This is a genomic window from Aeromonas sp. LsrichE-8G (assembly GCF_022869435.1).
Classification (GTDB): domain Bacteria; phylum Pseudomonadota; class Gammaproteobacteria; order Enterobacterales; family Aeromonadaceae; genus Aeromonas; species Aeromonas caviae.
Genome location: NZ_JALIHH010000004.1, coordinates 55,546 through 80,589, shown reverse-complemented (window position 1 = coordinate 80,589; position 25,044 = coordinate 55,546). Strand labels below are relative to the sequence as shown.

At 62.6% G+C, this 25,044-nt stretch carries 22 protein-coding genes, 1 tRNA gene and 1 pseudogene; 11 read left to right on the top strand and 13 right to left on the bottom strand.

Annotation, left to right across the window (positions count from 1 at the left end; translation table 11 throughout):
- Positions 1 to 213: 213 nt before the first annotated feature.
- The 5 genes from cysC to cysG all read right to left on the bottom strand — a co-directional run bounded on the left by cysC (position 214) and on the right by cysG (position 6,831).
- Entirely contained in the window at positions 214 to 807 is a 594-nt protein-coding gene (gene cysC / locus MUW49_RS01090) for an adenylyl-sulfate kinase (RefSeq protein ID WP_244812328.1), read from the bottom strand.
- A 346-nt stretch (positions 808 to 1,153) separates the two neighbouring features.
- Positions 1,154 to 2,878 carry an SLC13 family permease gene (locus tag MUW49_RS01085; protein WP_042016322.1) on the bottom strand — a complete coding sequence of 575 codons (1,725 nt, stop codon included), beginning with the start codon at positions 2,876 to 2,878 and terminating at the stop codon, positions 1,154 to 1,156.
- A gap of 4 nt (positions 2,879 to 2,882) precedes the next feature.
- The gene (gene cysN / locus MUW49_RS01080) at positions 2,883 to 4,310 is read right to left on the bottom strand and encodes a sulfate adenylyltransferase subunit CysN (protein WP_010675597.1); all 1,428 of its coding nucleotides are present in this window, start codon (positions 4,308 to 4,310) and stop codon (positions 2,883 to 2,885) included.
- A gap of 23 nt (positions 4,311 to 4,333) precedes the next feature.
- Positions 4,334 to 5,302 carry a sulfate adenylyltransferase subunit CysD gene (gene cysD, locus MUW49_RS01075; protein WP_052815215.1) on the bottom strand — a complete coding sequence of 323 codons (969 nt, stop codon included), beginning with the start codon at positions 5,300 to 5,302 and terminating at the stop codon, positions 4,334 to 4,336.
- Between the two features lie 104 nt (positions 5,303 to 5,406).
- Positions 5,407 to 6,831 carry a siroheme synthase CysG gene (gene cysG / locus MUW49_RS01070; protein WP_052815214.1) on the bottom strand — a complete coding sequence of 475 codons (1,425 nt, stop codon included), beginning with the start codon at positions 6,829 to 6,831 and terminating at the stop codon, positions 5,407 to 5,409.
- Positions 6,832 to 7,028: 197 nt separating this feature from the next.
- Here cysG and MUW49_RS01065 point away from each other — a divergent pair, with 197 nt between their 5' ends.
- The gene (locus tag MUW49_RS01065) at positions 7,029 to 7,952 is read left to right on the top strand and encodes an SPFH domain-containing protein (RefSeq protein ID WP_029314806.1); all 924 of its coding nucleotides are present in this window, start codon (positions 7,029 to 7,031) and stop codon (positions 7,950 to 7,952) included.
- Positions 7,949 to 8,404, top strand: coding sequence for an NfeD family protein (locus MUW49_RS01060; RefSeq protein ID WP_010675601.1), 456 nt, complete (start codon positions 7,949 to 7,951; stop codon positions 8,402 to 8,404). Before MUW49_RS01065 ends, MUW49_RS01060 begins: the two co-directional genes overlap by 4 nt.
- A gap of 80 nt (positions 8,405 to 8,484) precedes the next feature.
- Here the strand turns inward: MUW49_RS01060 and MUW49_RS01055 are convergent, their stop codons facing one another.
- The 3 genes from MUW49_RS01055 to MUW49_RS01045 form a co-directional block, all read right to left on the bottom strand.
- Positions 8,485 to 8,730 carry a hypothetical protein gene (locus tag MUW49_RS01055; RefSeq protein ID WP_010675602.1) on the bottom strand — a complete coding sequence of 82 codons (246 nt, stop codon included), beginning with the start codon at positions 8,728 to 8,730 and terminating at the stop codon, positions 8,485 to 8,487.
- A gap of 306 nt (positions 8,731 to 9,036) precedes the next feature.
- A complete protein-coding gene (locus MUW49_RS01050; RefSeq protein ID WP_042879690.1) occupies positions 9,037 to 10,086 on the bottom strand; it encodes an oxidoreductase in 1,050 nt (349 codons plus the stop codon).
- A gap of 102 nt (positions 10,087 to 10,188) precedes the next feature.
- Complete coding sequence (locus MUW49_RS01045; RefSeq protein WP_039040832.1) at positions 10,189 to 11,352, bottom strand: multidrug effflux MFS transporter; 1,164 nt, start codon at positions 11,350 to 11,352, stop codon at positions 10,189 to 10,191.
- Between the two features lie 233 nt (positions 11,353 to 11,585).
- Here MUW49_RS01045 and rdgB point away from each other — a divergent pair, with 233 nt between their 5' ends.
- A complete protein-coding gene (gene rdgB, locus MUW49_RS01040) occupies positions 11,586 to 12,182 on the top strand; it encodes an RdgB/HAM1 family non-canonical purine NTP pyrophosphatase (protein WP_010675605.1) in 597 nt (198 codons plus the stop codon).
- A gap of 132 nt (positions 12,183 to 12,314) precedes the next feature.
- The gene (gene hemW / locus MUW49_RS01035) at positions 12,315 to 13,460 is read left to right on the top strand and encodes a radical SAM family heme chaperone HemW (RefSeq protein WP_161470264.1); all 1,146 of its coding nucleotides are present in this window, start codon (positions 12,315 to 12,317) and stop codon (positions 13,458 to 13,460) included.
- A gap of 116 nt (positions 13,461 to 13,576) precedes the next feature.
- On the opposite strand, the gene MUW49_RS01030 is transcribed toward hemW, so the two are convergent.
- The 3 genes and pseudogenes from MUW49_RS01030 to zntR all read right to left on the bottom strand — a co-directional run bounded on the left by MUW49_RS01030 (position 13,577) and on the right by zntR (position 14,589).
- Positions 13,577 to 13,795, bottom strand: coding sequence for a ribosome alternative rescue factor ArfA (locus MUW49_RS01030; protein WP_042016330.1), 219 nt, complete (start codon positions 13,793 to 13,795; stop codon positions 13,577 to 13,579).
- Positions 13,796 to 13,902: 107 nt separating this feature from the next.
- A pseudogene (locus tag MUW49_RS01025) lies at positions 13,903 to 14,148 on the bottom strand (dihydrofolate reductase family protein); the annotation flags it as partial.
- Positions 14,149 to 14,151: 3 nt separating this feature from the next.
- The gene (zntR, locus tag MUW49_RS01020) at positions 14,152 to 14,589 is read right to left on the bottom strand and encodes a Zn(2+)-responsive transcriptional regulator (protein ID WP_041211075.1); all 438 of its coding nucleotides are present in this window, start codon (positions 14,587 to 14,589) and stop codon (positions 14,152 to 14,154) included.
- A gap of 432 nt (positions 14,590 to 15,021) precedes the next feature.
- On the opposite strand from zntR, the gene purH reads away from it, so the two are divergent.
- The 7 genes from purH to MUW49_RS00985 all read left to right on the top strand — a co-directional run bounded on the left by purH (position 15,022) and on the right by MUW49_RS00985 (position 22,783).
- Positions 15,022 to 16,614: a bifunctional phosphoribosylaminoimidazolecarboxamide formyltransferase/IMP cyclohydrolase gene (purH, locus tag MUW49_RS01015; protein WP_052815212.1), complete on the top strand. Its 1,593-nt coding sequence runs from the start codon at positions 15,022 to 15,024 to the stop codon at positions 16,612 to 16,614.
- Positions 16,615 to 16,718: 104 nt separating this feature from the next.
- Entirely contained in the window at positions 16,719 to 18,008 is a 1,290-nt protein-coding gene (gene purD, locus MUW49_RS01010) for a phosphoribosylamine--glycine ligase (RefSeq protein WP_041211074.1), read from the top strand.
- A 405-nt stretch (positions 18,009 to 18,413) separates the two neighbouring features.
- A complete protein-coding gene (locus MUW49_RS01005; protein ID WP_049636098.1) occupies positions 18,414 to 18,788 on the top strand; it encodes a cytochrome b562 in 375 nt (124 codons plus the stop codon).
- On the top strand, positions 18,769 to 19,323 hold the full coding sequence (locus tag MUW49_RS01000) for a cytochrome b/b6 domain-containing protein (protein ID WP_010675613.1): 555 nt from the start codon (positions 18,769 to 18,771) through the stop codon (positions 19,321 to 19,323). The genes MUW49_RS01005 and MUW49_RS01000 overlap by 20 nt, the downstream gene beginning before the upstream one ends.
- Before the next feature lie 266 nt (positions 19,324 to 19,589).
- Positions 19,590 to 22,166 carry an alpha amylase C-terminal domain-containing protein gene (locus tag MUW49_RS00995; protein ID WP_244812327.1) on the top strand — a complete coding sequence of 859 codons (2,577 nt, stop codon included), beginning with the start codon at positions 19,590 to 19,592 and terminating at the stop codon, positions 22,164 to 22,166.
- Between the two features lie 147 nt (positions 22,167 to 22,313).
- The gene (locus MUW49_RS00990) at positions 22,314 to 22,643 is read left to right on the top strand and encodes a tetratricopeptide repeat protein (RefSeq protein ID WP_244812326.1); all 330 of its coding nucleotides are present in this window, start codon (positions 22,314 to 22,316) and stop codon (positions 22,641 to 22,643) included.
- Positions 22,640 to 22,783, top strand: coding sequence for a hypothetical protein (locus MUW49_RS00985; RefSeq protein ID WP_244812325.1), 144 nt, complete (start codon positions 22,640 to 22,642; stop codon positions 22,781 to 22,783). Before MUW49_RS00990 ends, MUW49_RS00985 begins: the two co-directional genes overlap by 4 nt.
- A gap of 47 nt (positions 22,784 to 22,830) precedes the next feature.
- Here the strand turns inward: MUW49_RS00985 and MUW49_RS00980 are convergent.
- Together MUW49_RS00980 and rpoD are read right to left on the bottom strand one after the other, a co-directional pair.
- Positions 22,831 to 22,907: transfer RNA gene (locus tag MUW49_RS00980), tRNA-Ile, on the bottom strand.
- 194 nt (positions 22,908 to 23,101) lie between these two features.
- Complete coding sequence (gene rpoD / locus MUW49_RS00975) at positions 23,102 to 24,997, bottom strand: RNA polymerase sigma factor RpoD (RefSeq protein WP_263639565.1); 1,896 nt, start codon at positions 24,995 to 24,997, stop codon at positions 23,102 to 23,104.
- Between the last annotated feature and the right edge of the window lie 47 nt (positions 24,998 to 25,044).

The window sequence follows — 25,044 nt, the reverse complement described above, 5'->3', positions numbered from 1 at the left end:
AAAACTGGGAATAACGCCTTAAATGGCGAAGAAACGGTCTAAATAGGCTGATTCAAGGCATTTACGGGAGAAAAGATCGGCTCAAACTGAAAAAATGAAATGACTGAGTCAGCCGAGAAGAATTTCCCCGCTTATTCGCACCTTCCTTAGAAGACAATAAACAAGAGGGCAAACGCCCCCTTATTTATCAATATTCGACGCTGACAACCTACCTTAGTCAATCAGCCCCCGCAGCCGCAGGGCGGTCAGCAATTCATCCACCAGCGCTTCCACCGGCTTGCCAGCATTCAGCAGATGGATCTCCGGTTGCTCGGGGGCCTCATAGGCGGAGTCGATACCGGTAAAGTTGCGAATTTCCCCTGCCCGCGCTTTTTTGTAGAGCCCCTTGGGATCGCGCTCTTCACAAACAGCGAGCGGCGCATCGACAAAGACTTCGACAAACTCCCCTTCCCCCACGAGATTGCGCACCAGATCCCGTTCGGCACGAAATGGCGAGATAAAGGCGGTGAGCACGATAAGGCCCGCATCCACCATGAGTTTTGCCACCTCGCCGACCCGGCGGATATTCTCCTGGCGGGCGGCGTCATCGAAGCCCAGATCGCCACAGAGGCCGTGGCGCACATTGTCCCCATCCAGCAGATAGGTGTGCTTGCCCGAGGCGGCCAGCGCCTGCTCCAGTGCCCCCGCCAGGGTGGACTTGCCCGCCCCGGAGAGCCCGGTGAACCAGATCACCAGGGGCTTTTGCCCCTTCTGTTCGGCCCGGCTCTGTTTGTCGACGGCATGGGCATGCCACACGATATTGCTCATCCAACACTCCTTGATTGGCGCTCACGCCTCAAAACTTAAACTGTCCGGCACCACGGGGAGCCGCCTCGGACTATCAGCCGACAACGTGCTGATGCCATGGCATTGCTCATCCAACACTCCTTGATTGGCACTCACGCCTCAATACTGACACTGTCCGCTACCGCGGGAAGCCGCCTCGCACCATGAGGCGGCAAGGTGCTGATGCCCTGATATTGCGCATGCAACTCCCCCTGATTGGCGCTCACGCCCGGATGCCAGTGCCCTGGCATTCCCCTGCATCATAAGCAGCCTTGATAAAAGCCGCGTTAACATAAGCAGCCCTTAACACATTCCCCGGTATCAGACATTAAAACGGAAACAGCAGGGGCACCATGACGATCACCCCGATGCTGTAGGCCAGGGAGACCGGCAGGGCCAGCTTGAGATAATCCGGCATCTTGTAGTTGCCCGCCGCATAGACCATCAGGTTGGTCTGGTAGCCGTAGGGCAGGATAAAGCTGGAACTCGCACCGAACAGCACCGCCAGAATGAACGGCATGGTCGAAACGTCCATGCTGAGCGCCAGCTGGAATCCCATGGGAAAGGCCAGGGCCGCCGCCGCGTTGTTGCTCATCAGCTCCGTCAGCACCAGGGTAAACAGATAGATCCCCACGAAGGCGATAAAGGGACTGGCCCCGTTGAACTCCCCCATCAGCCAGTCGGCGATGAGCTTGGCCAGCCCGCTCTTCTCCAGCTGATCGGCGATGGCGAGCGCCCCGCCCACCACCAGCCAGATATCCAGCGGAAAGCGGCGGCGGATCTCGTCCAGGGTCAGGATGCGGGAGAAGAGCAGCACCACCAGCATCACCAGCAGCCCCTTGAAGAGCGGCACCAGATCCAGCACCGACAGGGTCAGCACCCCGAGGAACCCCGCCACCACGGCGGCGCTGCGCGTGGCATCGAGCCGGGTGGAGGCCTCCAGCCCGCTCACCACCACGAACTCGCGGGAGAGGGACTTGTTGCCAGCAAACTTGGGGCCGGGGGCCAGCAGCAGGGTATCCCCTGCGTGCAGTTCAATCTGGCCGAGGCCGCCGGTGAGCTGGGTCTCGCCCCGGCGCACCGCCAGCACCACCGCATCGAAGTGGGTACGAAACTCCGCATCCTTGATGGTCTGACCCACCAGGCGCGAGCTGTGGCTGACGATCACCTCCACCAGGTGCTGGCCGTTGAGACGGTGCTGGCCGTAGAGATCCAGCCCTTTGAGCTCCTGCAACACGCCGACGCTCTCCACGTCGCCACAAAACAGCAGCATGTCCCCCTCGTGCAGCTCGTGTTCCGGCTGCACAGGGCAGATCACCTGGTTGCCCCGGATGATCTCGGCGAGATAAAGGCTTTTCAGGCTGCGCAGGCCGTTCTCCTTGACGCTGCGCCCGGCCATCGGCGAGCCGGGGCCCACCTTGGCTTCGAGAAAATAGCCGGATTCCCGGCTCATCTCGGTGTCCTGCTCCGGCAGGTGGCGGGCAAACAGCAGCACGGCCACCAGGCCGGTCAGCAGAGTCCCTGCCCCCACCATGAAGAAGTCGAACATGCCGAGCGGCTTGGCCCCCATCTTGATGAGGAAGCTGTTGACGATGAGGTTGGTGGAGGTGCCGATCAGGGTCAGCACGCCGCCAAAGGTCGCCGCGAAGCACATGGGCAACAGCAGCCGGGAGGGCGCATGGTTGGGGTTGCGCTTGACCGCCCCCAGCATGGACGCCACCACGGCGGTGTTGTTGACGAACGCCGACAGGAAGGCGGTGGAAAACCACACCTTCACCAGCACCTTGTTGAAGGAGCCGGTGCCCACCAGGTTGGCAAACCAGCTCATGACCCGGGTCTTCTCCACCGCGAGCGACACCAGCAGCAGCAACACCAGGGTCAGCAGGGCACTGTTGGTGTAGCCCGCCACCACGGCGTTGATGTCCGCCAGGCCGCTCAGGTAGGTGATGAGCACGGCGCCCGAGAAGAGCAGCGCCGGCCGGAGTTTGCCCTGGATCAGCAGGGCGACGAGGGCAGCCAGCAGACCCAGCACCAGGGATTGTTGCCAGGTCATGGGCTTACTCCTTGCCGGAATCGTTGCTGATGGTCAGCGCCTGCCAGTGGGGGAAGTGCTTGCGCACCAGGGCGTTGAGCTCCACTTCGAACTCGCTGTATTGCCCTGCCATCACCTTGGCCGCCAGCCCTTCCACTATCATGCCGGCGCCCACGGTGACGTTGGTCAGCCGGTCGATGAGGATGAAGCTGCCGGTGTCGCGGATCTCCTTGTAGGGGTCGAACGCCACCGGGTCGGTGAGGCTGAATTCGCACAGGCCGATCTCGTTGAGCTTGAGCTCGGAGGCGGGCAGCTCGTCGAGCTTGTTGATCTCGATGCGGTGGCGGATGGCCTCCACCTGGCCACGGCTCTTCTTGGTGGCCAGCTTGACGTCATAGACCCGGCCCGGTTGCAGGGACTCTTCCCCCATCCAGACGATGTGAGCCAGCACGTTCTGGGTCACCTGGGGCTTTTTCGCCGCATCCACCAGCAGGTCGCCCCGGCTGATGTCGATTTCGTCCGCGAAGGTGACCGTGATGGCCTGACCCGGCAGGGCGTACTCCAGATCCCCGTCGAAGGTGACGATGCGGGTCACCGTGCTCTCCTTGCCGGACGGCAGCACGGCAAGCTTGTCGCCCACCCGCAGGATGCCGGAGGCCAAGGTCCCCGCGAAGCCGCGAAAATCGAGGTTGGGGCGGTTCACGTACTGCACCGGCAGGCGCACCGGGTGACGCTCCAGCTCGCGCTCCACTTCGGCAGACTCCAGCAAGGAGAGCAGGGTCTCGCCCTGATACCAGGCCAGCTTGTCGCTCGGGTTCACCACGTTGTCGCCGTCCAGGGCCGAGACCGGCACGATGTGGATGGTGTCGACGCTGAGCTTCTTGGCGAATTCGCGGTACTCCAAGCTGATGCGATCGAACACCTCCTGGCTGAACTCCACCAGGTCCATCTTGTTCACTGCCACCACGAACTGCTTGATGCCGAGCAGGCTCGCGATAAAGCTGTGGCGGCGGGTCTGATCCAGCACCCCCTTGCGGGCGTCGATCAGGATGATGGCCAGATCGCAGGTGGAGGCGCCGGTAGCCATGTTGCGGGTGTACTGCTCATGGCCCGGGGTATCCGAGATGATGAATTTGCGCTTGGCGGTGGAGAAATAGCGGTAGGCCACGTCGATGGTGATGCCCTGCTCGCGCTCCGCCTGCAGGCCGTCCACCAGCAGGGCCAGGTCCAGCTTCTCGCCGGTGGTGCCGAGCTTCTGGCTGTCGGACTCCAGCGCTTTGAGCTGATCTTCATAGATCTGCTGGGAGTCGTGCAGCAGGCGGCCGATGAGGGTGCTCTTGCCGTCGTCCACGCTGCCGCAGGTGAGAAAACGCAGCAGGCTCTTGTGCTGCTGAGCGTGCAGGTAGGCTTCAATGCCCTGCTCGCTGATGGCGGTCTGAATGTGGTTGTTCATGTTGCGATTCCTTAGAACATTTTTTAGAAATAGCCCTGACGCTTCTTCTGCTCCATGGAGCCTGCCTGATCGTGGTCGATGAGCCGCCCTTGCCGCTCGCTCGAGGTGGTGATCAGCATCTCTTCGATGATCTCCGGCAGGGTGGTGGCATTGGATTCGATGGCCCCGGTCAGCGGGTAGCAGCCGAGGGTACGGAAGCGCACCAGCTCCTGCTTCACTTCGTCTTCCGGGCCGATGGGCATGCGATCGTCATCCACCATGATCTTGATGCCGCCGCGATCCACCACGGGGCGCATGGCCGCGAAGTAGAGCGGGACTATGTCGATGTTCTCGAGATAGATGTATTGCCAGATGTCCAGCTCGGTCCAGTTGGAGAGCGGGAAGACACGGATGCTCTCCCCCTTGTTGACCTGGCTGTTGTAGACGCGCCACAGCTCCGGGCGCTGGTTCTTCGGATCCCAGCGGTGGGACTTGTCACGGAAGGAGTAGACGCGCTCCTTGGCGCGGGATTTCTCCTCGTCGCGGCGGGCACCACCGAAGGCGGCGTCGAAGCCGTATTTGTTGAGCGCCTGCTTGAGCCCCTCGGTCTTCATGATGTCGGTGTGCTTGCTGCTGCCGTGCACGAAGGGGTTGATGTCCATGGCCAGACCGTCCGGGTTCTTGTGGACGATGAGATCCAGCCCGTACTTCTTGGCGGTCTCGTCCCGGAACTTGATCATCTCCTTGAACTTCCAGTTGGTGTCCACGTGGAGCATGGGGAAGGGGATCTTGCCCGGGTAGAAGGCCTTGCGGGCCAGGTGCAGCATGACGGAGGAGTCCTTGCCGATGGAGTACATCATCACCGGGTTTTCAAATTCGGCGGCCACCTCGCGGATGATATGGATGCTCTCGGCTTCCAGTTGCTGCAGGTGAGTCAGTCGCTCGCGGGTGACACCTGCACGGATGCTCTGTGCATCGGATGGCTGCAGTTGGGTCAGTCTTTCACGGTCCATGTCTGGGTCCTCGGTTCATTGCTATCGCACCTGCTCGGGGCGCGGTGTTGGTTCAGTTCGGTGCCGCCTTGGCCGCACCGTCAAATCGATTCGGGTCTCGCCTCTCAGGCCAGGCTCACCAGCTTGAGTTCGTGGCCGCTTTCTGCCTCCTGCCCTTGCCCCTGTTCGCCAAACCAGGCGAGTTGCTGGCGCAGGGCCACCACTTCACCGATGACGATAAGCGACGGGCTCACCGCCTGCTGGGCCAGCTCGGCCAGATCCGCCAAGGTGCCGGTCAGCACCCGCTGGCGGGCCGTGGTGCCCCGCTCGATGATGGCGATGGGGGTGGCGGCGCGTCGGCCATGGCTTACCAGTTGCTGCTGGATATGCTCGGAGCGCATCAGCCCCATGTAGATGACCAGGGTCTGGTTGGTGGCTGCAAGCTGCTGCCAATCGGGCTCCTTGCCCTCCTTCTGGCAGTGGCCGGTGATGAAGACGGCGCTCTGGGCATGGTCGCGGTGGGTGAGCGGAATGCCCGCATAGGCGGTGGCACCGGCGGCGGCGGTGATGCCGGGCACCACGGAGAAGGGAATGCCCTCCTCGGCCAGCACTTCCAGCTCCTCGCCGCCACGACCGAACATGAAGGGATCGCCCCCCTTGAGGCGCACCACCCGGTTACCCGCTTTGGCGTATTCCACCAGCAGGCGATTGGTCTCTTCCTGGGGCACGCTGTGGGCACCCGCCTTCTTGCCGACCGACACCAGGGTGGCGTCGCGGCGCACCAGGTCCAGGATCTCGGGGGAGACCAGCTGGTCATAGAGCACCACTTCGGCCTGCTGGATCTGTTGCAGCGCCTTGAGGGTCAGCAGGCCAGGATCCCCCGGGCCCGCCCCTACCAGCACCACTTCTCCCACTTCGGTACGGGCTTTGTCCAGTCCCTCGTTCAGCCACTGCTCGGCACCCTGCCAATCGGCTTTCTCAATCAGACCGGCCAGGGTGTTGGAGGCAAAGGCGCGCTCCCAGAAGCGGCGGCGATCGGAGAGGGAGGCCAGCACCTGCTTGGCCCGGCGGCGCACCCGGCCGGAGAGCTCCGCCAGACCGCCAAGATGGCGGGGCAGCAGGCTCTCGAGCCGCTCGCGCAACAGGCGCACCAGCACGGGGGCCTTGCCGCCGCTGGAGACAGCCACCACGATGGGGCTGCGATCGATGATGGAGGGAAAGATAAAGCTGGAGCGCTCGGGGTCATCCACCAGGTTGACGAACAGACCGCGCTCGGTGGCGCTCTGGTAGACCAGAGCGTTGACCTCGAGATCGTCGGTCGCGGCCACCACCAGGATCTGCCCTGCCAGGTGGGCCGGGTCGAAACGCGCCGCCACATGGGTGAAGCGACCGGAAAATTCATGGAACTCGGGCTCGATCGCGGGAGAGACCAGGGTGATCCGGGCACCTGCCGCCAGCAGCAGGCGCGCCTTGCGCAGGGCAACCTCGCCCCCGCCCACCAGCAGTACCGGGCGGCCTTCCAACCTGGCAAACATAGGTAAATAATCCATCAGGGCCCGCTCCTCGGCATCGCGACATCTGGGGCGACTATAGGCAGGAGCGCTTATCCCTCAAAATAATAAAAAATGCTCTTTAATGCGTTTTGGTAATTAGTAAAGCCGTGTGGCGGCAATAGAGAAGCGAATCTGCTTGTGGTGGATGGCACCAGACCCTAGGCTAGTGAAAGTGTTTCATAAGGAGCTTAATCATGAATGAGTCATTGATTGTATTGGGGATCTTCATATTCCTGGTACTCGCCACCCTGAGTGCCGGCATCAAGATAGTGCCCCAGGGTTACAACTGGACCGTGGAGCGCTTCGGCCGCTACACCCGCACCCTCTCCCCGGGCCTCAACCTGCTGATCCCCTACATCGACCGCATCGGCCACAAGATCATCATGATGGAGCAGGTGCTGGACATCCCGGCCCAGGAGGTGATCTCCCGGGACAACGCCAACGTCACCATCGACGCCATCAGCTTCGTGCAGGTAGTGGATGCCCGCAAGGCGGGCTACGAGGTCAACGATCTCACCAGCGCCATCCGCAATCTCACCATGACCAACATGCGGACCGTGCTCGGCGCCATGGAGCTGGACGAAATGCTCTCCCAGCGCGACACCATCAACGAGAAGCTGCTGCGCACCATGGATGCGGCCACCGCCCCCTGGGGCATCAAGGTGACCCGGATCGAGATCAAGGATGTGCGCCCGCCCCTCGCCCTGGTGGAAGCCATGAACGCCCAGATGAAGGCCGAGCGCCAGAAGCGGGCCGAGGTGCTGGAGGCCGAAGGGGTGCGCCAGTCCAAGATCTTGAAGGCCGAGGGGGAGAAGCAGTCCCAGATCCTGAAAGCCGAAGGTGAGCGTCAGGCCGCCTTCCTCGCCGCCGAAGCGCGGGAGCGGGCCGCCGAGGCGGAAGCCAAGGCGACCCACATGGTCTCCCAGGCGATTGCCGAGGGCGACATGCAGGCCATCAACTACTTCGTAGCCCAGAAATACACCGAGGCCCTGGCCCGCATCGGTGAAGGCCCCAACAGCAAGATCATCATGATGCCCCTGGAAGCGGGCAGCCTGATAGGCTCGGTGGCGGGCATGGCCGAGCTGTTCAACAAAGACGGCAAGGCGGGCAAATCATGACAGCCCTGTTCGAGGGGCTGACCCACTGGCACTGGCTGGGACTCGGCTTCGTGCTGCTGGCCATCGAGGTGATGGGGTCGGTGGGCTTTCTGCTCTGGACCGGCATCGCCGCCCTGGAGGTGGGACTCTTGCTGCTGGTCTGGCCCTTCGGCTGGCAGGCGCAGTTGCTGCTCTTCGCCCTGCAATCCCTGCTCACCACCTGGGCCTGGTGGCGCTGGCAGCATCGCCGGGATCGCTCCGGGCTGGATGCCGCCGCCCCCATCAACGAGCGGATGCAAAGCTACATGGGCCGCGAGCTGACCCTGCTGGACGAGGTCAGCCAGGGAATGAGCCGGGTGCATCTGGACGACACCGTCTGGACGGTGCGCTGCAACGCGCCGCTGCCGGCTGGCAGCCGGGTCAAGGTGGTGGGGGCCGACTCCCACATCCTGCTGGTGGAACCCCTCGGCTGACCGGGCAACGCCCCGTCATGGCTATAAAAAAACGGGCCCGGCGCGAGTGCGCCGGGCCCGTTTTTCAATGAGGTGCTGGCTTAGTTGGCCTTGGCATCGCTCACGGCAGCTTCAGCCTTGGTGGCCACGTCAGCGGCAGCCTTCTCGACAGTAGCGGAAGCTTCGGAAGCAGCCTTCTCGACGGTAGCAGACGCTTCGCTAGCGGCTTTCTCGACAGTGGCAGCAACGTCTGCGGCCGGGGTCGCAGCCGGAGCGGCAGCTTCTTCTTTCTGACCACAGGCGGTCAACATCAGACCCAGGATACCGGCTACCAGTACTTTGTTCATGTGCATACCCTCAAAAAAAGATGGAGAGATGGTGCAGGGACCATCACTGTACGCCCCGGCTCCTGTCGGCACACCGGCCGCTGGAGCCCGAAGGCGCGCGAAATATATCCCCATATGCGGCCGATGAAAACGCGTATCACAATGATATTTTCTCGTTGGCATGATAAGAAACACTGCTGCAACGACAAATATTAATATAAAACACCCATTCACCACCAAATTCGCACAACAAATCGCCAATTACCTGGCAATTGCCAGTCAGCCATTGTCTTTCTGTCAGGCTCTCGGCGCAGCCGGATTACGCCGTCAGTCAGACAGCTTCTGACAAGGCAGGCGCTGCCCCTGCTGGTCGCTCTCCCGGGCCAGGTCCAGCAAGGCCATCACCGCCAGGGCCTCGTCGGCCGGCACCGGGTTCTCCCCTTCTCCCCGGATGGCGGCGCAGACACCGCGATAGTAGGCGCCGTAGTCCCCCGCCTCGCCAGCCACGGTCTGCTGCAGGAGCTGACCGTCCCGGATCTGGCTGAGCTGGCCGGGGGCGGGATCCACGCCCCAGTCCGCCGCCGGAGGCCGCTTGCCCTCCTTGAGCTGCTCCTCCTGCACGTCCATGCCGAACTTGATGAAGGAGCCCTGACTGCCGTGCACCACGAAGCGGGGCATCACGGCCGACACCAGACAACTGCCGTGCAGAATGACCCGCATCTCGCCATAACCCAGCACCACATGGAAGTAGTCGTCCGCCAGGGCCCCGGGGCGCTGCTTGCCCAGATCCGCCTGCAACCAGTCCGGCTGGCCGAACAGCTGGAGCGACTGATCGAGGATATGAGGGCCGAGATCGAACCAGAGACCGGAGCCCGGGCCGCCCGCCTCGCGCCAGCGCTGGCGCACCTCGGGGCGATAACGGTCGAAGTGGGATTCGAACTGGGCAACTTGCCCCAGCGCCCCCTCCGCCAGCAGACGGCGCACCGTGAGGAAATCCCCGTCCCAGCGTCGGTTGTGGAAGATGCTGAGCAGCCGCTGCTGCTTCTCCGCCAACTCGACCAGCGCCTTCGCTTCGGCCAGATCCAGGGCAAACGGCTTGTCGATCACCACGTGCTTGCCCGCCAGCAGGGCCTCGCGAGCGATGGGGGCATGGGTGTCGTTGGGGGTGGCGATCACCACCAGATCGAGGCTGTCATCGGCCAGCACCTGCTCCAGGGTGCCGACCCGGGTGCCGGGCAACGCGGCCTGAACCTTGGCGGCATCCCGGCTCACCACCCAGCGCAGGGTCAGGCCCGGGGTCGTGGCCAGGAAGGGGGCGTGAAAGGTCTGTCCTGCGAAGCCGTATCCCACCAGGGCGGCGTTGATTGTGTGGCTCATCCGGTTTTCTCCACGGGTCTGTGATCATGCGAGGCAGGCGGGTCGCCTGAAAAAGAGAAGGGGGCTCAAGGCCCCCTGAGTGTGCTCATCAGAGCACAGGATTTATTGCAAACACAAGCGGCGACCCTGGCGGGTCATCAGCATCACCAGCGGGGGCAGCAGCAGCCACATGTGCAGGGCCAGCTGGCTCAGGGGATCCGGCATCAGCCAACCGGTGATCCCCACCAGGGCGCCGGAGCCGCTCATCTGGAACAGGCCGAGCAGGGCGGCCGCAGTCCCGGCGCAGTGGCCGAAGGGGGCCAGCGCCATACCCGCGGCGGCGCCCAGGATCATCGCAAAACCGATGCTGGAGAGGAACACCGGGCCCATCATGGCCAGCGGGTGCGGGATGTGCATGGCCAGGGTCAGGGTGATGGCGGAGAGCAGCAGCACCAGCAGGCCGATGCGCAGGGTCCGTCTTGGCCCTACCCGGGCGATGAAACGCGGGGCCAGGAAGCAGGCCAGGATGTTGAGGGCCGCATTGGCGGTAAACCAGTGGCTGAAGCCGCTCATGTCCAGCCCCAGGGTTACCATCAGTTGTACCGGCGCCGCCGTCACGTAGGCGAGGATCACCGCCATCGCCAGCATGCACAGCGCCGCGTTGAACAGGAAGCTCGGGGAGCGCAGCACCGGGCTGTAGCGGGACCAGCTGATGAGCGGGCCAGCACTGCTGGTCTCCTCAGGGCGGGTTTCCGGCATCCGCCACAGCAGCCAGCTGCCGACCACGACGGCATAACCCGCCATGAACCAGAAGTTCGCCGACCAGCCCGCCTTGGCGGTGAGCCAGCCACCCAGCAGGGGCGCCAGTGCAGGGATGAAGCAGATGGCACCGTTCAGATAGGAGATCATCTGACCGCTCTTCTTGGGGCCATAGCTGTCACGGACCACCGAGAAGGCGGCCACCGAGGTGGCGCAGGCCCCGAAGCCTTGCAGCACTCGCGCCAGCATCAGCTCGCCCAGGCTGGCGGCAAAGCCGGCTGCCAGGGCGCTCAGGCCGTAGAGCAACACACCGCCAAGGGCAATGGGTTTGCGCCCGTAGCGATCGGCGAGCGGCCCCACCAGCAGTTGCCCCAGCCCCATGCTGAACAGGAACCAGGTGATGGTGCCCTGCATCAGGGTCACTTCGGCCCCCAGCTGCTCGGCCATCTGGGGGATGGCAGGCAGATAGATGTCGATGGCCAGCGGGCTGAACAACACCAGGAGTACAAGCAAAAGAATCAATGGCATCAGTCACCTCAAGCCCTAGGAATATCGATTGGGCCGCGAGTCTACTGACTCAGAGTAATGAATTGAAATGGTATTTAATCACTTCGGTTATTCCCTGCTGGAAACATGTATCTCTTCCACCTCTCAGGGGGTGGAACCCGGATCCCCGTTGGCACCGGATCCCGGGCAATTGGCGCTTTTACTAAACCCCTCCCCCGCATAGAATGCGCAGATTATTTTTGCGGAGGTGTGTGATGAACAAGCTTGTCCTGGCAACAGGGAACCAGAAAAAGGTGAAGGAATTGGCCGCCATGCTGGCCGATATGAAGATCCAGGTGATCCCGCAGAGCGAGTTTGCAGTCTCCGATGCCGACGAGACCGGCACCACCTTCGTCGAGAATGCCATCATCAAGGCCCGCCACGCCGCCCGCGTCACCGGCCTGCCCGCCGTGGCCGACGACTCCGGTCTGGAAGTGGATCTGCTGCACGGCCGCCCCGGCGTCTACTCCGCCCGTTTTGCCGGTGCCGGTGCCAGCGACAAGGAGAACATCGACAAACTGCTGGCCGAGCTCAAGGGCGCGCCGGATTACCTGAAAAGCGCCCGCTTCTGGTGCGTGCTGGTCTACATGCGCCACGCCGACGATCCCACCCCCATCATCTGCCAGGCGAGCTGGGAGGGGATGATCATCGACGAACCCCGCGGTCAGCACGGCTTCGGCTACGACCCGGTGTTCTTCGTGCCCGACCACGACTGCACCTCGGCCCAGATGCCGGCGGAGCTCAAGAACCAGCTCAGCCACCGTGGCCAGGCGCTGGCCAAGCTCAAAGCGGCCCTGGCGGCGGTCAACTAAAGCGCTGTCTCCCGCCGCGTTGTCATCTACAATGGGGGCCGTCGGCCCCCGTTTCGTTCGCGGCGCCCCGCCCGTTGTCACCGGCAACCAGGGCCACCCGACCCCATTTGATTGTTGAATACTGGAAATCCCATGCTGCAACTGCCGCCCCTCTCCCTCTATATCCACGTGCCCTGGTGCGTCCAGAAGTGCCCCTACTGCGACTTCAACTCCCACGCCCAGAAGGGGGAACTGCCCCACCTCGAGTACGTGGCGGCCCTGCTGGAGGATCTGGAGCAGGATCTGCACTGGGCCCAGGGGCGCCCCCTCTCCTCCATCTTTATCGGTGGCGGCACGCCGAGCCTGCTCTCCGTCGACGCCATGCAGGCGCTGCTGGACGGGGTGCGCGCACGGATCGCACTGACCCCGGACTGCGAGATCACCATGGAGGCCAACCCGGGCACGGTGGAGGCGGACAAGTTCGCCGGCTTCCAAAAAGCGGGCATCAACCGCATCTCCATCGGGGTGCAGAGCTTCCAGCAGGAGAAATTGACCCGGCTCGGTCGCATTCACGGCCCCGAGGAGGCGCGCAAGGCCGCCGAACTGGCCCACGCCATCGCGCTTCCCACCTTCAACCTGGATCTGATGCACGGCCTGCCGGATCAGAGCCTGGACGATGCGCTCTACGACCTGCAGCAGGCCATCGACTGCGCGCCGCCGCACCTCTCCTGGTATCAGCTCACCATAGAGCCGAACACGGCATTCGCCTCCAAGCCTCCCACGTTGCCGGAAGATGACACCCTGTGGGACATCTACGAGCAAGGCCACGCCATGCTGACCGCCCGGGGCTATCAGCAGTACGAGATCTCGGCCTATGCCAAAGAGGGGTATCAGTGCCGTCACAACCTCAACTACTGGCGCTTTGGCGACTATCTGGGGATCGGCTGCGGCGCCCACGGCAAGGTGACGGATCTTGCCAACCAGCAGATCCTGCGCACTGCCAAGGTGAAGCATCCGAAAGGTTATCTGGATCCGAGCCGCCCCTATCTGGACAGCCAATGGCAGGTGAGCGCGGACGATCTGCCCCTCGAGTACTTCATGAACCGGTTCAGATTGTTTGAACCCGCCCCCAAGGCGGAGTTCGAGGCCTTCACAGGGCTACCGCTGGAGCGGGTAGAGACCATGCTCGCCATCGCCCGGACCAAGGAGCTGATCGAGGATCTCGGCGACAGCTGGCAACTCACGTCCCTCGGGCATCGCTACCTCAACGTGCTGCTCGAACTCTTTATGGACGAGTGAGCACGGGTTCACTCTCTTGCGTCAAGACCGCAAGTCAGCACCAGCGAATAGAAAAACAATCAGGGCGCCATTGGCGCCCTGATTGTGTTAGCTGATGCCTTGCGGCAGAAACCCGCTCAGCAGCAGACGCTTACCATCTGCTGTTGGCCGGGCTCCCACCGCTTGCCGTGCTTGGCCTTGCGCTGATAGCTGCCCTTGCCCTTCTTGCTCGGCTCGACCCTGGCCTGGAACAGGGGGGAGGTCACCAGTGCCTTGAGGTGGTTGTCCTGAATGATGCCGCGCTGATGTTCGCAGGCGGGTTCGGCGGTGACACAGGTCACCTTCTTCTTGGCCATATGGGCTCCTTGATGGGGTTGTCGTGTTTGCCTATCGTCCCTGCCTGGAAGGGCAGGTGGCGAAAAACGCGCCGATTGTGCGCCTCTTGCCTCCCCCGTGCAAGCTGTCAGGCGGGGTGATAGATAACCCGCACCAGGCCGCTTGGCAGCACGGCGCTCGACACCGGTCTCAACCCTGCGGGGAGAGGCCTGGTAAAGAGCGGGATCCCGCCCCCCAGGGTGACCGGCACCCAGAACAGGGTCAGCTCGTCCACCAGGGCCCCCTGCAGACCCTGCCTCACCAGCTCCCCGCCATCCAGATAGAGGTGACGGCTTCCCCCCTGCCACAACTCATCCAGCACCTGCGCCAGCGCAGCTCAGTGCTCATGGTCGTGGTGCTCGTGGCGGGAAGGGGCGCCGGACTCCAGGGTCTCGAGGATGGCGCAGTGCTCCGCCGAGCGCGGGCCGCCGCAGCAGATGTCGGAGAGGGCCTTCAGGTTCTCGCGAAAACGGGTCAGCTCCAGGAGCTTCTGCTCCACCTGTTCGAGCTTGGTGTCGGCCACCGCCTTTACCTCCTGGCAGGTGACCTTGGCCTTGTTGGTGTCCAGGGCGAGCAGCTCGCCGATGTCCGCGAGGGAGAAGCCCACCGACTTGGCGCGGATGATGAACTCCAGTCGCCGCCTGTCCTGCTCCCCGTAGAGGCGATAGCCGGATTCGTTGCGAATGCCCGGCGAGATGAGGCCGTTCTTCTCGTAAAAGCGCAGGGTGTCGGCCTTCACCCCGCACGCCTTGGCCAGTTCACCGATCCGATACATGGTCCTCTCCCCCCGCATGACATTCCCGACATGGTACTCAATATAAACCGGCCTCCACTATCACCTCTTTGCCCGGCGATTGCCAGTCAAAGGCAGGAAAGCAGCAGCTAACCCCTCACTTGCCGACCATTTATCCCCAAAACACTGAAAAGACAAACGTTTCACAAAAATTCACCAGAAAACGTTTAACGCCGCATCCCACAAGGGTTTGTCTCTTTAAAAAATCCACCACAGGTCACATTTTTTGTGTAGAATACGCGCCCACAAGAGAGCGTCGCGTCAAGCGGGCATTTCCTAAAACGCTTTTGCCAACGGCCGCCCCGGGCGAGAGTGGTTTGCGAAATCCCCCACTTCCATTTATTTGGGGACTCTCTGTGTGTTGAGCCTCGCCTCCCATGGAACGGTCCCCGTTATGCTGAGGACGATAGTGTGATGGAACAAGCTCGACCCATTCGCCGTGCACTGCTGAGTGTGTCTGACAAGACTGGCATCCTGGAATTTGCCAAGGCACTCGATGCGCGTGGTGTGGCCCTGCTCTCCACCGGTGGTACCGCCAAGCTGCTGGCCGATGCGGGCCTGCCGGTGACCGAGGTGTCCGACTACACCGGATTCCCCGAGATGATGGACGGCCGGGTCAAGACCCTGCATCCCAAGGTACACGGCGGCATTCTCGGCCGTCGCGACCGGGATGACGCCATCATGGCCGAGCACGCTATCTCCCCCATCGACATGGTCGTCGTCAACCTCTATCCCTTCGCCGCCACCGTGGCCAAAGCCGGTTGCACCCTGGAAGACGCCGTCGAGAACATCGACATCGGCGGCCCGACCATGGTCCGCTCCGCTGCCAAGAACCACAAGGACGTCACCATCGTCGTCAAGGCCTCCGACTATGACCGCGTCATCGCCGAGATGGATGACAACGGCAACAGCCTGACCCTCTCCACCCGCTTCGATCTGGCCATCGCCGCCTTCGAGCACACCGCCGCCTACGACGGCATGATCGCCAACTACTTCGGCACCCTGGTGCCCTCCTACGGCGAAAACAAGGAAGGCGACGAAGAGTCCCGCTTCCCCCGCACCTTCAACAGCCAGTTCATCAAGAAGCAGGACATGCGCTACGGCGAGAACAGCCACCAGGCTGCCGCCTTCTACGCCGAAGAGCAGGCCGCGCCGGGCTCGGTGGCAAGCGCCATCCAGCTGCAGGGCAAGGCCCTCTCCTACAACAACATCGCCGACACCGATGCGGCGCTGGAGTGCGTGAAGGAGTTCAGCGAACCGGCCTGCGTCATCGTTAAGCATGCCAACCCCTGCGGCGTCGCCATCGGTGACGACCTGCTGGCAGCCTACGATCGCGCCTACCAGACCGACCCCACCTCGGCCTTTGGCGGCATCATCGCCTTCAACCGCGAACTGGACGGCGAGACCGCTGCGGCCATCGTTGCCCGCCAGTTCGTGGAAGTGATCATCGCTCCCAGCATCAGCCAGGCAGCCCGCGAGGCGGTCGCCGCCAAGCAGAACGTGCGCCTGCTGGAGTGCGGCCAGTGGACTGCCCCGGCGCAAGGCTTTGACTTCAAGCGCGTCAACGGCGGCCTGCTGGTGCAGGAGCGCGATCTGGGCATGGTGACGCTCGGGGATCTGACCGTGGTCAGCCAGCGTCAGCCTACCGAGGCCGAGCTGCAGGATCTGCTGTTCTGCTGGAAGGTCGCCAAGTTCGTCAAATCCAACGCCATCGTCTACGCCAAGAACGGCCAGACCATCGGCGTCGGCGCCGGCCAGATGAGTCGCGTCTACTCTGCCAAGATCGCCGGTATCAAGGCCGAGGATGAAGGGCTGACCGTGGCGGGCTCCGTCATGGCCTCCGACGCCTTCTTCCCGTTCCGCGACGGCATCGATGCCGCCGCTGCCGCGGGCATCTCCTGCGTCATCCAGCCAGGTGGCTCGATGCGCGACCAGGAGGTGATCGACGCCGCCAACGAACACGGCATGTGCATGGTGTTCACCAACATGCGTCATTTCCGTCACTGACAGCCCAGGGCCGCCGATGGCGGCCCTGCCTCTTTAGCACCGGATCCTTTCCACTGGCAGTGCCACCGCAGCGCCAGTGAACTCAGACAGAAGCGAGCGAGACGATGAAAGTACTGATCATTGGCAACGGCGGCCGTGAACACGCCCTGGCCTGGAAGGCCAAACACTCCCCCCTGGTGACCCAGGTCTTCGTGGCACCGGGCAATGCGGGCACCCAGCTTGAGCCGGGCATCGAGAACGTCGCCATCCAGGCCACCGACATCGAGGGCCTGCTGGCCTTCGCCAAGGCGAACCAGATCGGCCTCACCATCGTCGGACCGGAAGCCCCCCTGGTGAAAGGGGTGGTCGATGCCTTCCGCGCCGCCGATCAGACCATCTTCGGCCCGACCGCCGCCGCTGCCCAGCTGGAAGGCTCCAAGGCCTTCACCAAGGACTTCCTGGCCCGCCACGCCATTCCCACCGCCGATTACCAGAACTTCACCGAGGTGGAGCCGGCGCTGGCCTATCTGCGCGAGAAGGGCGCCCCCATCGTCATCAAGGCCGACGGTCTGGCCGCTGGCAAAGGGGTGATCGTCGCCATGACCCTCGACGAGGCGGAAGCGGCGGTGCGTGACATGCTCTCCGGCAATGCCTTCGGCGATGCTGGCGCCCGGGTGGTGATCGAGGAGTTCCTGGACGGGGAAGAGGCGAGCTTCATCGTCATGGTGGACGGCGAGCACGTGCTGCCCATGGCCACCAGCCAGGATCACAAGCGCGCCTTCGACGGCGACACCGGCCCCAACACCGGCGGCATGGGGGCTTACTCCCCGGCCCCCGTGGTGACCGACGAAGTGCACCAGCGCGTGATGGAACGGGTGATCATGCCGACCGTGCGCGGCATGGCGGCCGAGGGCAACGTCTACACCGGCTTCCTCTACGCCGGCCTGATGATCGATGCCGAGGGCAACCCCAAGGTGATCGAGTTCAACTGCCGCTTCGGCGACCCCGAAACCCAGCCCATCATGCTGCGGATGCAGTCCGATCTGGTGGATCTCTGCCTCGCCGCCTGCGCCGGCCAGCTGGATCAGAAGGAAGCCGTCTATGACCCCCGTGCCGCCATCGGCGTGGTGCTGGCGGCGGGTGGCTATCCCGGCGACTACACCAGCAACCACCCCATCAGCGGTCTGCCGGTGGACGAAGTGGCAGGGGAGAAGGTGTTCCATGCAGGCACCCGCCTGGAAGGACACACCAGCCTGACCCAGGGTGGCCGCGTGCTGTGCGCCACCGCCCTCGGCCACACGGTGCAGGAAGCCCAGCAGCGGGCCTATGCCCTGGCTGGCCGCATCCAGTGGGACGGCATCTTCTATCGCAAGGACATCGGCTGGCGTGCCATCGAGCGCGAGCAGGCCGAATAAGGGCCGGATCCCGATCACTCAAAGGGCCTGCGGGCCCTTTTTTTGTTGCACGGCGTCTGTACGGGCAGTGAAATCGTCCATGGATTATGACTTTAAAAAACAAAAACACCTGAAAAACTCACCTGACGTTAAAAAACCGATGTGTGATAAATAATGGCAGCATGATTCACTGCCTGCGGGCCCCTTCCCGGACCAGATGCGCGCCCTTGTATCCCTGCCGGAGGCGAGATCCGGTGGCCGTTCTCTTTCGGCTACATTCCCACAGCAATCCCCTGCACAATTCGTCACAATTGGTCGCACTTTCTTCATACAATGATCGCCCTTTCATGGCATCATGATGCGTGAAACCGCACTCAAATGAGTGCTATAACAACCTGCAATCTCGTCGTCTCATAAGGAAATCCCATGCTGAAAACTGTGCGTCCCCTGCTGCTGCCCCTGATGTTCGGCCTGATGGCCCTGCCTGCCATGGCCGGCGATCTGGAGCAGCCGATGAAGAAGATCGGCTTCAACTACAAGCAGGCCGTCAAGGCCGACGACGCGGCCACCATGGAGAAATACATCAAGGAGATGAAGGCCCAGCTGGACGTCGCCAAGAGCAAGAACATGCCCGCCGCCAAGAAGGAGAAGTTCCTGGAAGGCATGACCGAAGTGCAGAGCGAGCTGGATGCCAGCCTGGCAGCCCTCCAGGCCGGTGACGAAGCCAAGGCGCGCGAGCACCTGGCCAAGGTCAACGACCTGAAGAAGGAGTACCACAACTATGCCAAGCAAAAAGGCTGATCCCTTCCACTGGGATGCTCTGGTGCGCCTCACCCACTGGGGTGTGGCGGCCATCTGTATCGGCAACCTCTGGCTCAACGAGGCGGGCGAGGAGTGGCACGAGCGGATGGGATACGCCGTCATGGTGCTCATCGGCATACGCCTGCTGTGGGGGCTCACCTTCGCTCGCGGCCACGCCCGCCTGCGCGCCCTCATCCCGAGCCGGGAGGATTTTCGCCATCAGGCCGACGCCCTGCGCGAACGGACCCCGCCCACCCCGGGCCATCACGGCAGCGGCAAGCTGGCGGTCTGGGCACTCTGGCTGCTGGTACTCGCCACCGCAGGGACCGGCTGGTTCCAGAACACCGAGACCGGCTTCGATCTGGGGGCGGACGACTGGCACGAGTGGTGCACCTGGGCACTCCAGGGTATGATCGCCCTGCACCTGTGCGCCATCGCCTACACCTCCTGGCGCCAGCGCAGCAACCTGGTCACCCGCATGCTGCCAGGGCGTCGTGCCCGGGCCAGTGCCGGGCAGCAGGAACCCAACGTCTGAACGTTCACGGGGCCCTGCGGGGCCCCTGTTCATCCCCTTCGCTACCCGCTTGACGGGATCTCGCACCGATCTGCTCCCCTCTGCATCCTCCTGCTGCCACCGAATGGCATGAAAGCATTTTCATTCACATTTCTTAATTAATTCAGCTTGTTCGATTTTCAACCACATCGATTTCATGAATGCTACGGAGCTGAACGAGGTTGTTTGTTGTCCGTTCCACTACACGACAGTGATACGTCAATAACAAGATCGAAGGGAAAATCGTCATGCACAACACACTGTTTCGAACCGCCCTGCTGGCGGCGGCACTCGGCTCTTTCAGCCACACTGCCAGCGCCGAAGGAGTCATGGTTCACCTGTTCCAATGGAAGTTCAACGACATCGCCAACGAGTGCGAGACCGTGCTCGGGCCCAAGGGGTTCGGTGGCGTCCAGATCACCCCACCCGCCGAGCACAAGCAGGGCAGCCAGGTCTGGTGGACCGTCTATCAACCGGTCAGCTTCAAGAATTTCAACAGCTTCGGCGGTAGCGAGGCAGAGCTCAGGAGCATGATCGCCCGCTGCAACGCGGCCGGGGTCAAGGTCTATGCCGACGCCGTCTTCAACCAGCTGGCATCGGGTTCGGGCACCGCCACCGGCGGCGGCAGCTACAACTCGGGGCAATACCAATATCCCCAGTTCGGCTACAACGACTTCCACCACAGCGGCGACATCACCAACTACGGCGACAGCAACAACGTCTGGAACGGCGCCCTCTACGGCATGCCGGACCTCAATACCGGCTCATCCTACGTCCAGGATCAGATCGCCACCTACATGAAGACCCTGCTCGGCTGGGGCGTGGCGGGCTTTCGCATCGATGCGGCCAAGCACATGGCGCCGGCCGATGTGAAGGCCATCCTCGACAAGGCGGGCAGCCCCAGGGCCTACCTGGAGGTGATCGGCGCAGGCGGGGAGTCCCCCGACATTCAGCCGGGCCGCTACACCTATATCGACACCGTCACCGACTTCAAATACGGCACCGATCTCGCCGCCAACTTCAACGGCCAGATCAAGAACCTCAAGACCCTGGGCGAGAGCTGGGGCCTGCTCCCCTCCAACAAGGCCTTCGTCTTCGTAGTCAACCACGACCGCGAACGCGGCCACGGTGGGGGCGGCATGCTCACCTTCATGAGCGGTGCTCGCTACGATCTGGCCAACACCTTCATGATGGCCTGGCCCTATGGCTGGAAGCAGGTGATGTCGGGCTATCGCTTCGAGAACATGAGCACCTATGAAACCGACAAGGGGGCACCGGGCAGCACACCTTGCACGGACAGCCAGTGGAACTGCGAACAGCGCCGGCCGACCATCATGAACATGGCCCTGTTCCACAACCGGACCGAAGGCCAGCCCGTCAGCAACTGGTGGGACAACGGCAACAACCAGATAGCCTTCAGCCGCGGTGACAAGGGCTTCGTCGCCATCAACAACGAGAGCGGCAGCCTGGTGGCCTCGGTGCAGACCAGCCTGCCGGCCGGCGAGTACTGCAACCTCCTGGGGGGCAACGACTACTGCAGCGGCGGCTATGTCAACGTCGATGGCAGCGGCAAGGCCAGCCTGAACGTCCCCGGCATGAAGGCGGCCGCCATCATCGCCGGTTGCACCAAGGCCAGCCCCTGCGGCGGTTCCGTCCTGCCGGGCAACAAGTTCAGCAGCATGAACCTGCGCGGCACCCACAACGCCTGGGGCAACACCCCCATGACCGTCGATGCCAACCGTGTCTGGTCCGCCACCCTCACCCTGACCGGTAACGGTGACGCCACCGGTGCCCAGCGCTTCAAGTTTGACGTCTTCGGCAACTGGGCCGAGAACTACGGCGACAACGAAGGGGATGGCATCGCCGACAAGGGCAGCAGCAAGGATATCCTGGTCAGCGGGGCGGGCACCTACCGCATCACCCTGAGCGAGAGCGATCTGCGCTACACGGTCACCCCCCTCACCAGCAACCAGGCACCGGTCGCCACCCTCTCCCCCAAAACCCTCAGCGTCAAGGCGGGTGAGAGCGTGGTGTTCGACGCCTCCGCTTCCAGCGATGATGGCGGCGTGGTGAGCTACAGCTGGTCCAGCGGGGGCACCGCCGCCACGGAGACAGTCCGGTTCGATACCCCGGGTACCCATACCGTGACGGTCACCGTGACCGATGCGGAAGGGTTGACCGCCAGTGCCAGCGCCACCGTGACCGTCACCGACGACAACGGCACCTACGCCAGCGTATTGCCCACCCTGAACTTCCGCGGCACCCCCAATGCCTGGGGATCCCTTGCCATGACGCTGATCGCCGACAATCAGTGGGAAGCCCTGGTCACCTTCGACGGTCAGACCAACCAGCGCTTCAAGTTCGACGTCAAGGGGGACTGGACCCAGAACTACGGCGACACCAACAAGGACGGCGTGGCCGAACTGACCGGCAGTGACATCCTCACCCCGGTCATCGGCCAGTACCGGGTACGTTTCAACGATCAGACCCTGCAATACAGCCTGACTCCGGTGAGCGTCACCTATGCCAAGAATGTCGCCAGCCTCAACATTCGCGGCACCACCAACAACTGGGGCACCACCCCCATGTCCCTGGTCGGGGATCACCTCTGGCAGGCCAGCGTCACCTTCACCGGCAGCGGTGATAGGAACGGCAGCCAGCGCTTCAAGTTCGACGTCAAGGGGGACTGGACCCAGAACTACGGCGACACCAACAAGGATGGCGTGGCCGAGCTGGCCGGGGCAGACATCACCACGGCAGTGGTCGGTGCCTATGTGGTGCGCTTCAACGACCAGACCCTGGCCTACAGCCTGAGCGCCCAGTAAGGCTGGACACACGCCAGGGCGATTGCGCCCCGGCGCCGAGCCAGGCCTCCCGCCATCGGCGGGAGGCCTTTTTCATGGCTCCATGACCCGTTCCCCGCCAGCCTGTCGGCAGGCATACTGATCCTTCATCCCCATGCAGGAGCGCATATGAAACAGCTGAACACCCTCAAGGCCGAGGGACGGCTCCAGGAAGCCCGTCAGCACGGTCTGCTGCAACTCATCGAGCACCCAACCCACGCCGAGCTGCATTACGAAGTGGCCGGACTGCACGACATGCTGGGGCGAGAGGTCCAGGCCATTCCCCTCTATCAGAAGGCCGTGTCGCTGGGGCTTGGCGAGTCGTCGCTGCGCGGAGCCCTGCTTGGACTTGGCAGCTCCTATCGCACCACGGGCCTCATGCCGAGGCGCTGGCCACCTTTGACGAGGCCCTGTCCCGCTTCCCCGATGCCGTGGAGTTCAAGGTGTTTCGCGCCATGACCTGCTACAACCTGGGGCGCAGCAAGGAGGGGATGGAGACGCTGCTGGGGATCCTCGCGACCACCACCACGGATCCCGCCCTGCTTCCCTACCGGCGCGCGATGGCACTCTATGCCGAGGATCTGGACAGACACTGGTAAGCGCCAGAAACGACAAAGCCGCTCAAAAGAGCGGCTTTGTCTGAAAATGGTGGCCCCTGGGGGACTTGAACCCACGACCAATCGATTATGAGTCGACTGCTCTGACCAACTGAGCTAAGGGGCCATTGATGCTGGTTAGCGGCGTGGATTATAGGGGATGGCGGATACCCCGTCCATAGTCAGATCAACCACTTGGCGAGATTTCATCCATATTCAAGCGGTTCCATGACCCCTCTTCACGCCTATGCCACCACGGATAAAACAAAGCCCCGCACGGCGGGGCTTTTTGTTGCTATGTCAGGCTGACAGAACCCGGGACTACTCGTCCAGGAAGCTGCGCAGCACTTCCGAGCGGCTCGGATGGCGCAGTTTGCGCAGGGCCTTGGCTTCGATCTGACGGATACGCTCACGGGTGACGTCGAACTGCTTGCCCACTTCCTCGAGGGTGTGGTCGGTGTTCATGTCGATACCGAAGCGCATGCGCAGTACCTTGGCTTCCCGTGCGGTCAGCCCGGCCAGCACTTCGCGGGTCGCGTTGCGCAGGCTCTCGCTGGTGGCCGCATCCGCTGGCAGAGCCAGGGTGGTATCTTCGATGAAGTCGCCCAAGTGGGAGTCTTCGTCATCACCGATGGGCGTCTCCATGGAGATGGGCTCCTTGGCGATTTTCAGTACCTTGCGGATCTTGTCTTCCGGCATGCCCATGCGCATGGCCAGCTCTTCCGGGTTCGGTTCACGACCCATCTCCTGCAGCATCTGGCGGGAGATACGGTTGAGCTTGTTGATGGTCTCGATCATGTGCACCGGGATACGGATGGTACGGGCCTGATCCGCGATGGAGCGGGTAATGGCCTGACGGATCCACCAGGTGGCATAGGTCGAGAACTTGTAGCCGCGACGATATTCGAACTTGTCGACCGCCTTCATCAGACCGATGTTGCCCTCCTGGATCAGATCCAGGAACTGCAGACCGCGGTTGGTGTACTTCTTGGCGATGGAGATAACCAGACGCAGGTTGGCCTCAACCATCTCTTTCTTCGCACGGCGGGCTTTGGCCTCACCAATGCTCATGCGGCGGTTGATGTCCTTGATCTGGGCGATGGACAGACCGGTCTCTTCTTCGATCTGCTGCAGCTTGCCGATGGAACGCAGTACTTCTTCGTCCATCTCGAGCAGGCGGGGAGACCACGCCTTGCCGGCCTGCTTCTGGTATTCGAACCAGGCAGTTTCGCACTCGTTGTTGGTGAAGGCCGCGACGAAGGTCTTCTTCGGCATCTTGGCCTGCTCAACGCAGAGCTTCATGATGATGCGTTCCTGCACGCGGACACGCTCCATCATCTCCCGCATGTTATTGACCAGGCGATCGAACTGCTTGGGCATCAGGCGGAATTGACGGAACACATCGGCCAGCTGGGCGATGGCATTCTGGGTGTCGTCGTGGGCACGGCCATTCTGCTGAATGGAGAGACGAGTCACCTCGTACTGGGCACGCAGTTCGCCGAATTTCTCGCGAGCGACTTCCGGATCCGGACCACCGTCGCCATCATCGTCGGAGTTGTCGCCGTCTTCGTCTTCGTCTTCGTCCTCATCTTCGTCTTCGTCGGCGAGGTCGTCCTCGCTGAGCTCGGAGCCGATATGAGTGGCGGTCGGTGCCACGTCATCCACTTCGTTCGGATCGATGAAGCCGGAGATGATGTCGGACAGGCGAAGCTGCTCGGCTTCGTACTTGTCGTACTGTTCGAGCAGGTAAGTGATGGCTTCAGGGTACTCGGCGACGGAGCTTTGTACCTGGTTGATACCGTCTTCAATCCGCTTGGCGATGTCGATCTCGCCTTCGCGGGTCAGCAGTTCGACGGTACCCATTTCCCGCATGTACATGCGGACGGGATCGGTCGTGCGACCAATCTCAGATTCAACAGATGCCAGAGCCTGGGCCGCTGCTTCGGCAGCGTCCTCATCGGCGGTACCACCTTCAGCCATGATAAGGTCATCGGCATCCGGAGCGTTTTCAACCACTTGAATGCCCATATCGTTGATCATCTGGATGATGTCTTCGATCTGGTCTGAATCGACAATGTCTTGCGGGAGGTGATCGTTCACCTCGGCATAGGTCAGGTAGCCCTGTTCTTTACCTTTGGCAACGAGGAGTTTAAGCTGAGACTGCGGGGTTTGCTCCATAGAACTCATCCGGTTGGTGTTGCTAGGTTGCGCGTACAGTGCGCTGCTGCGCAAATAGCCAATTCTAATAGAAAACCGCCAGACAT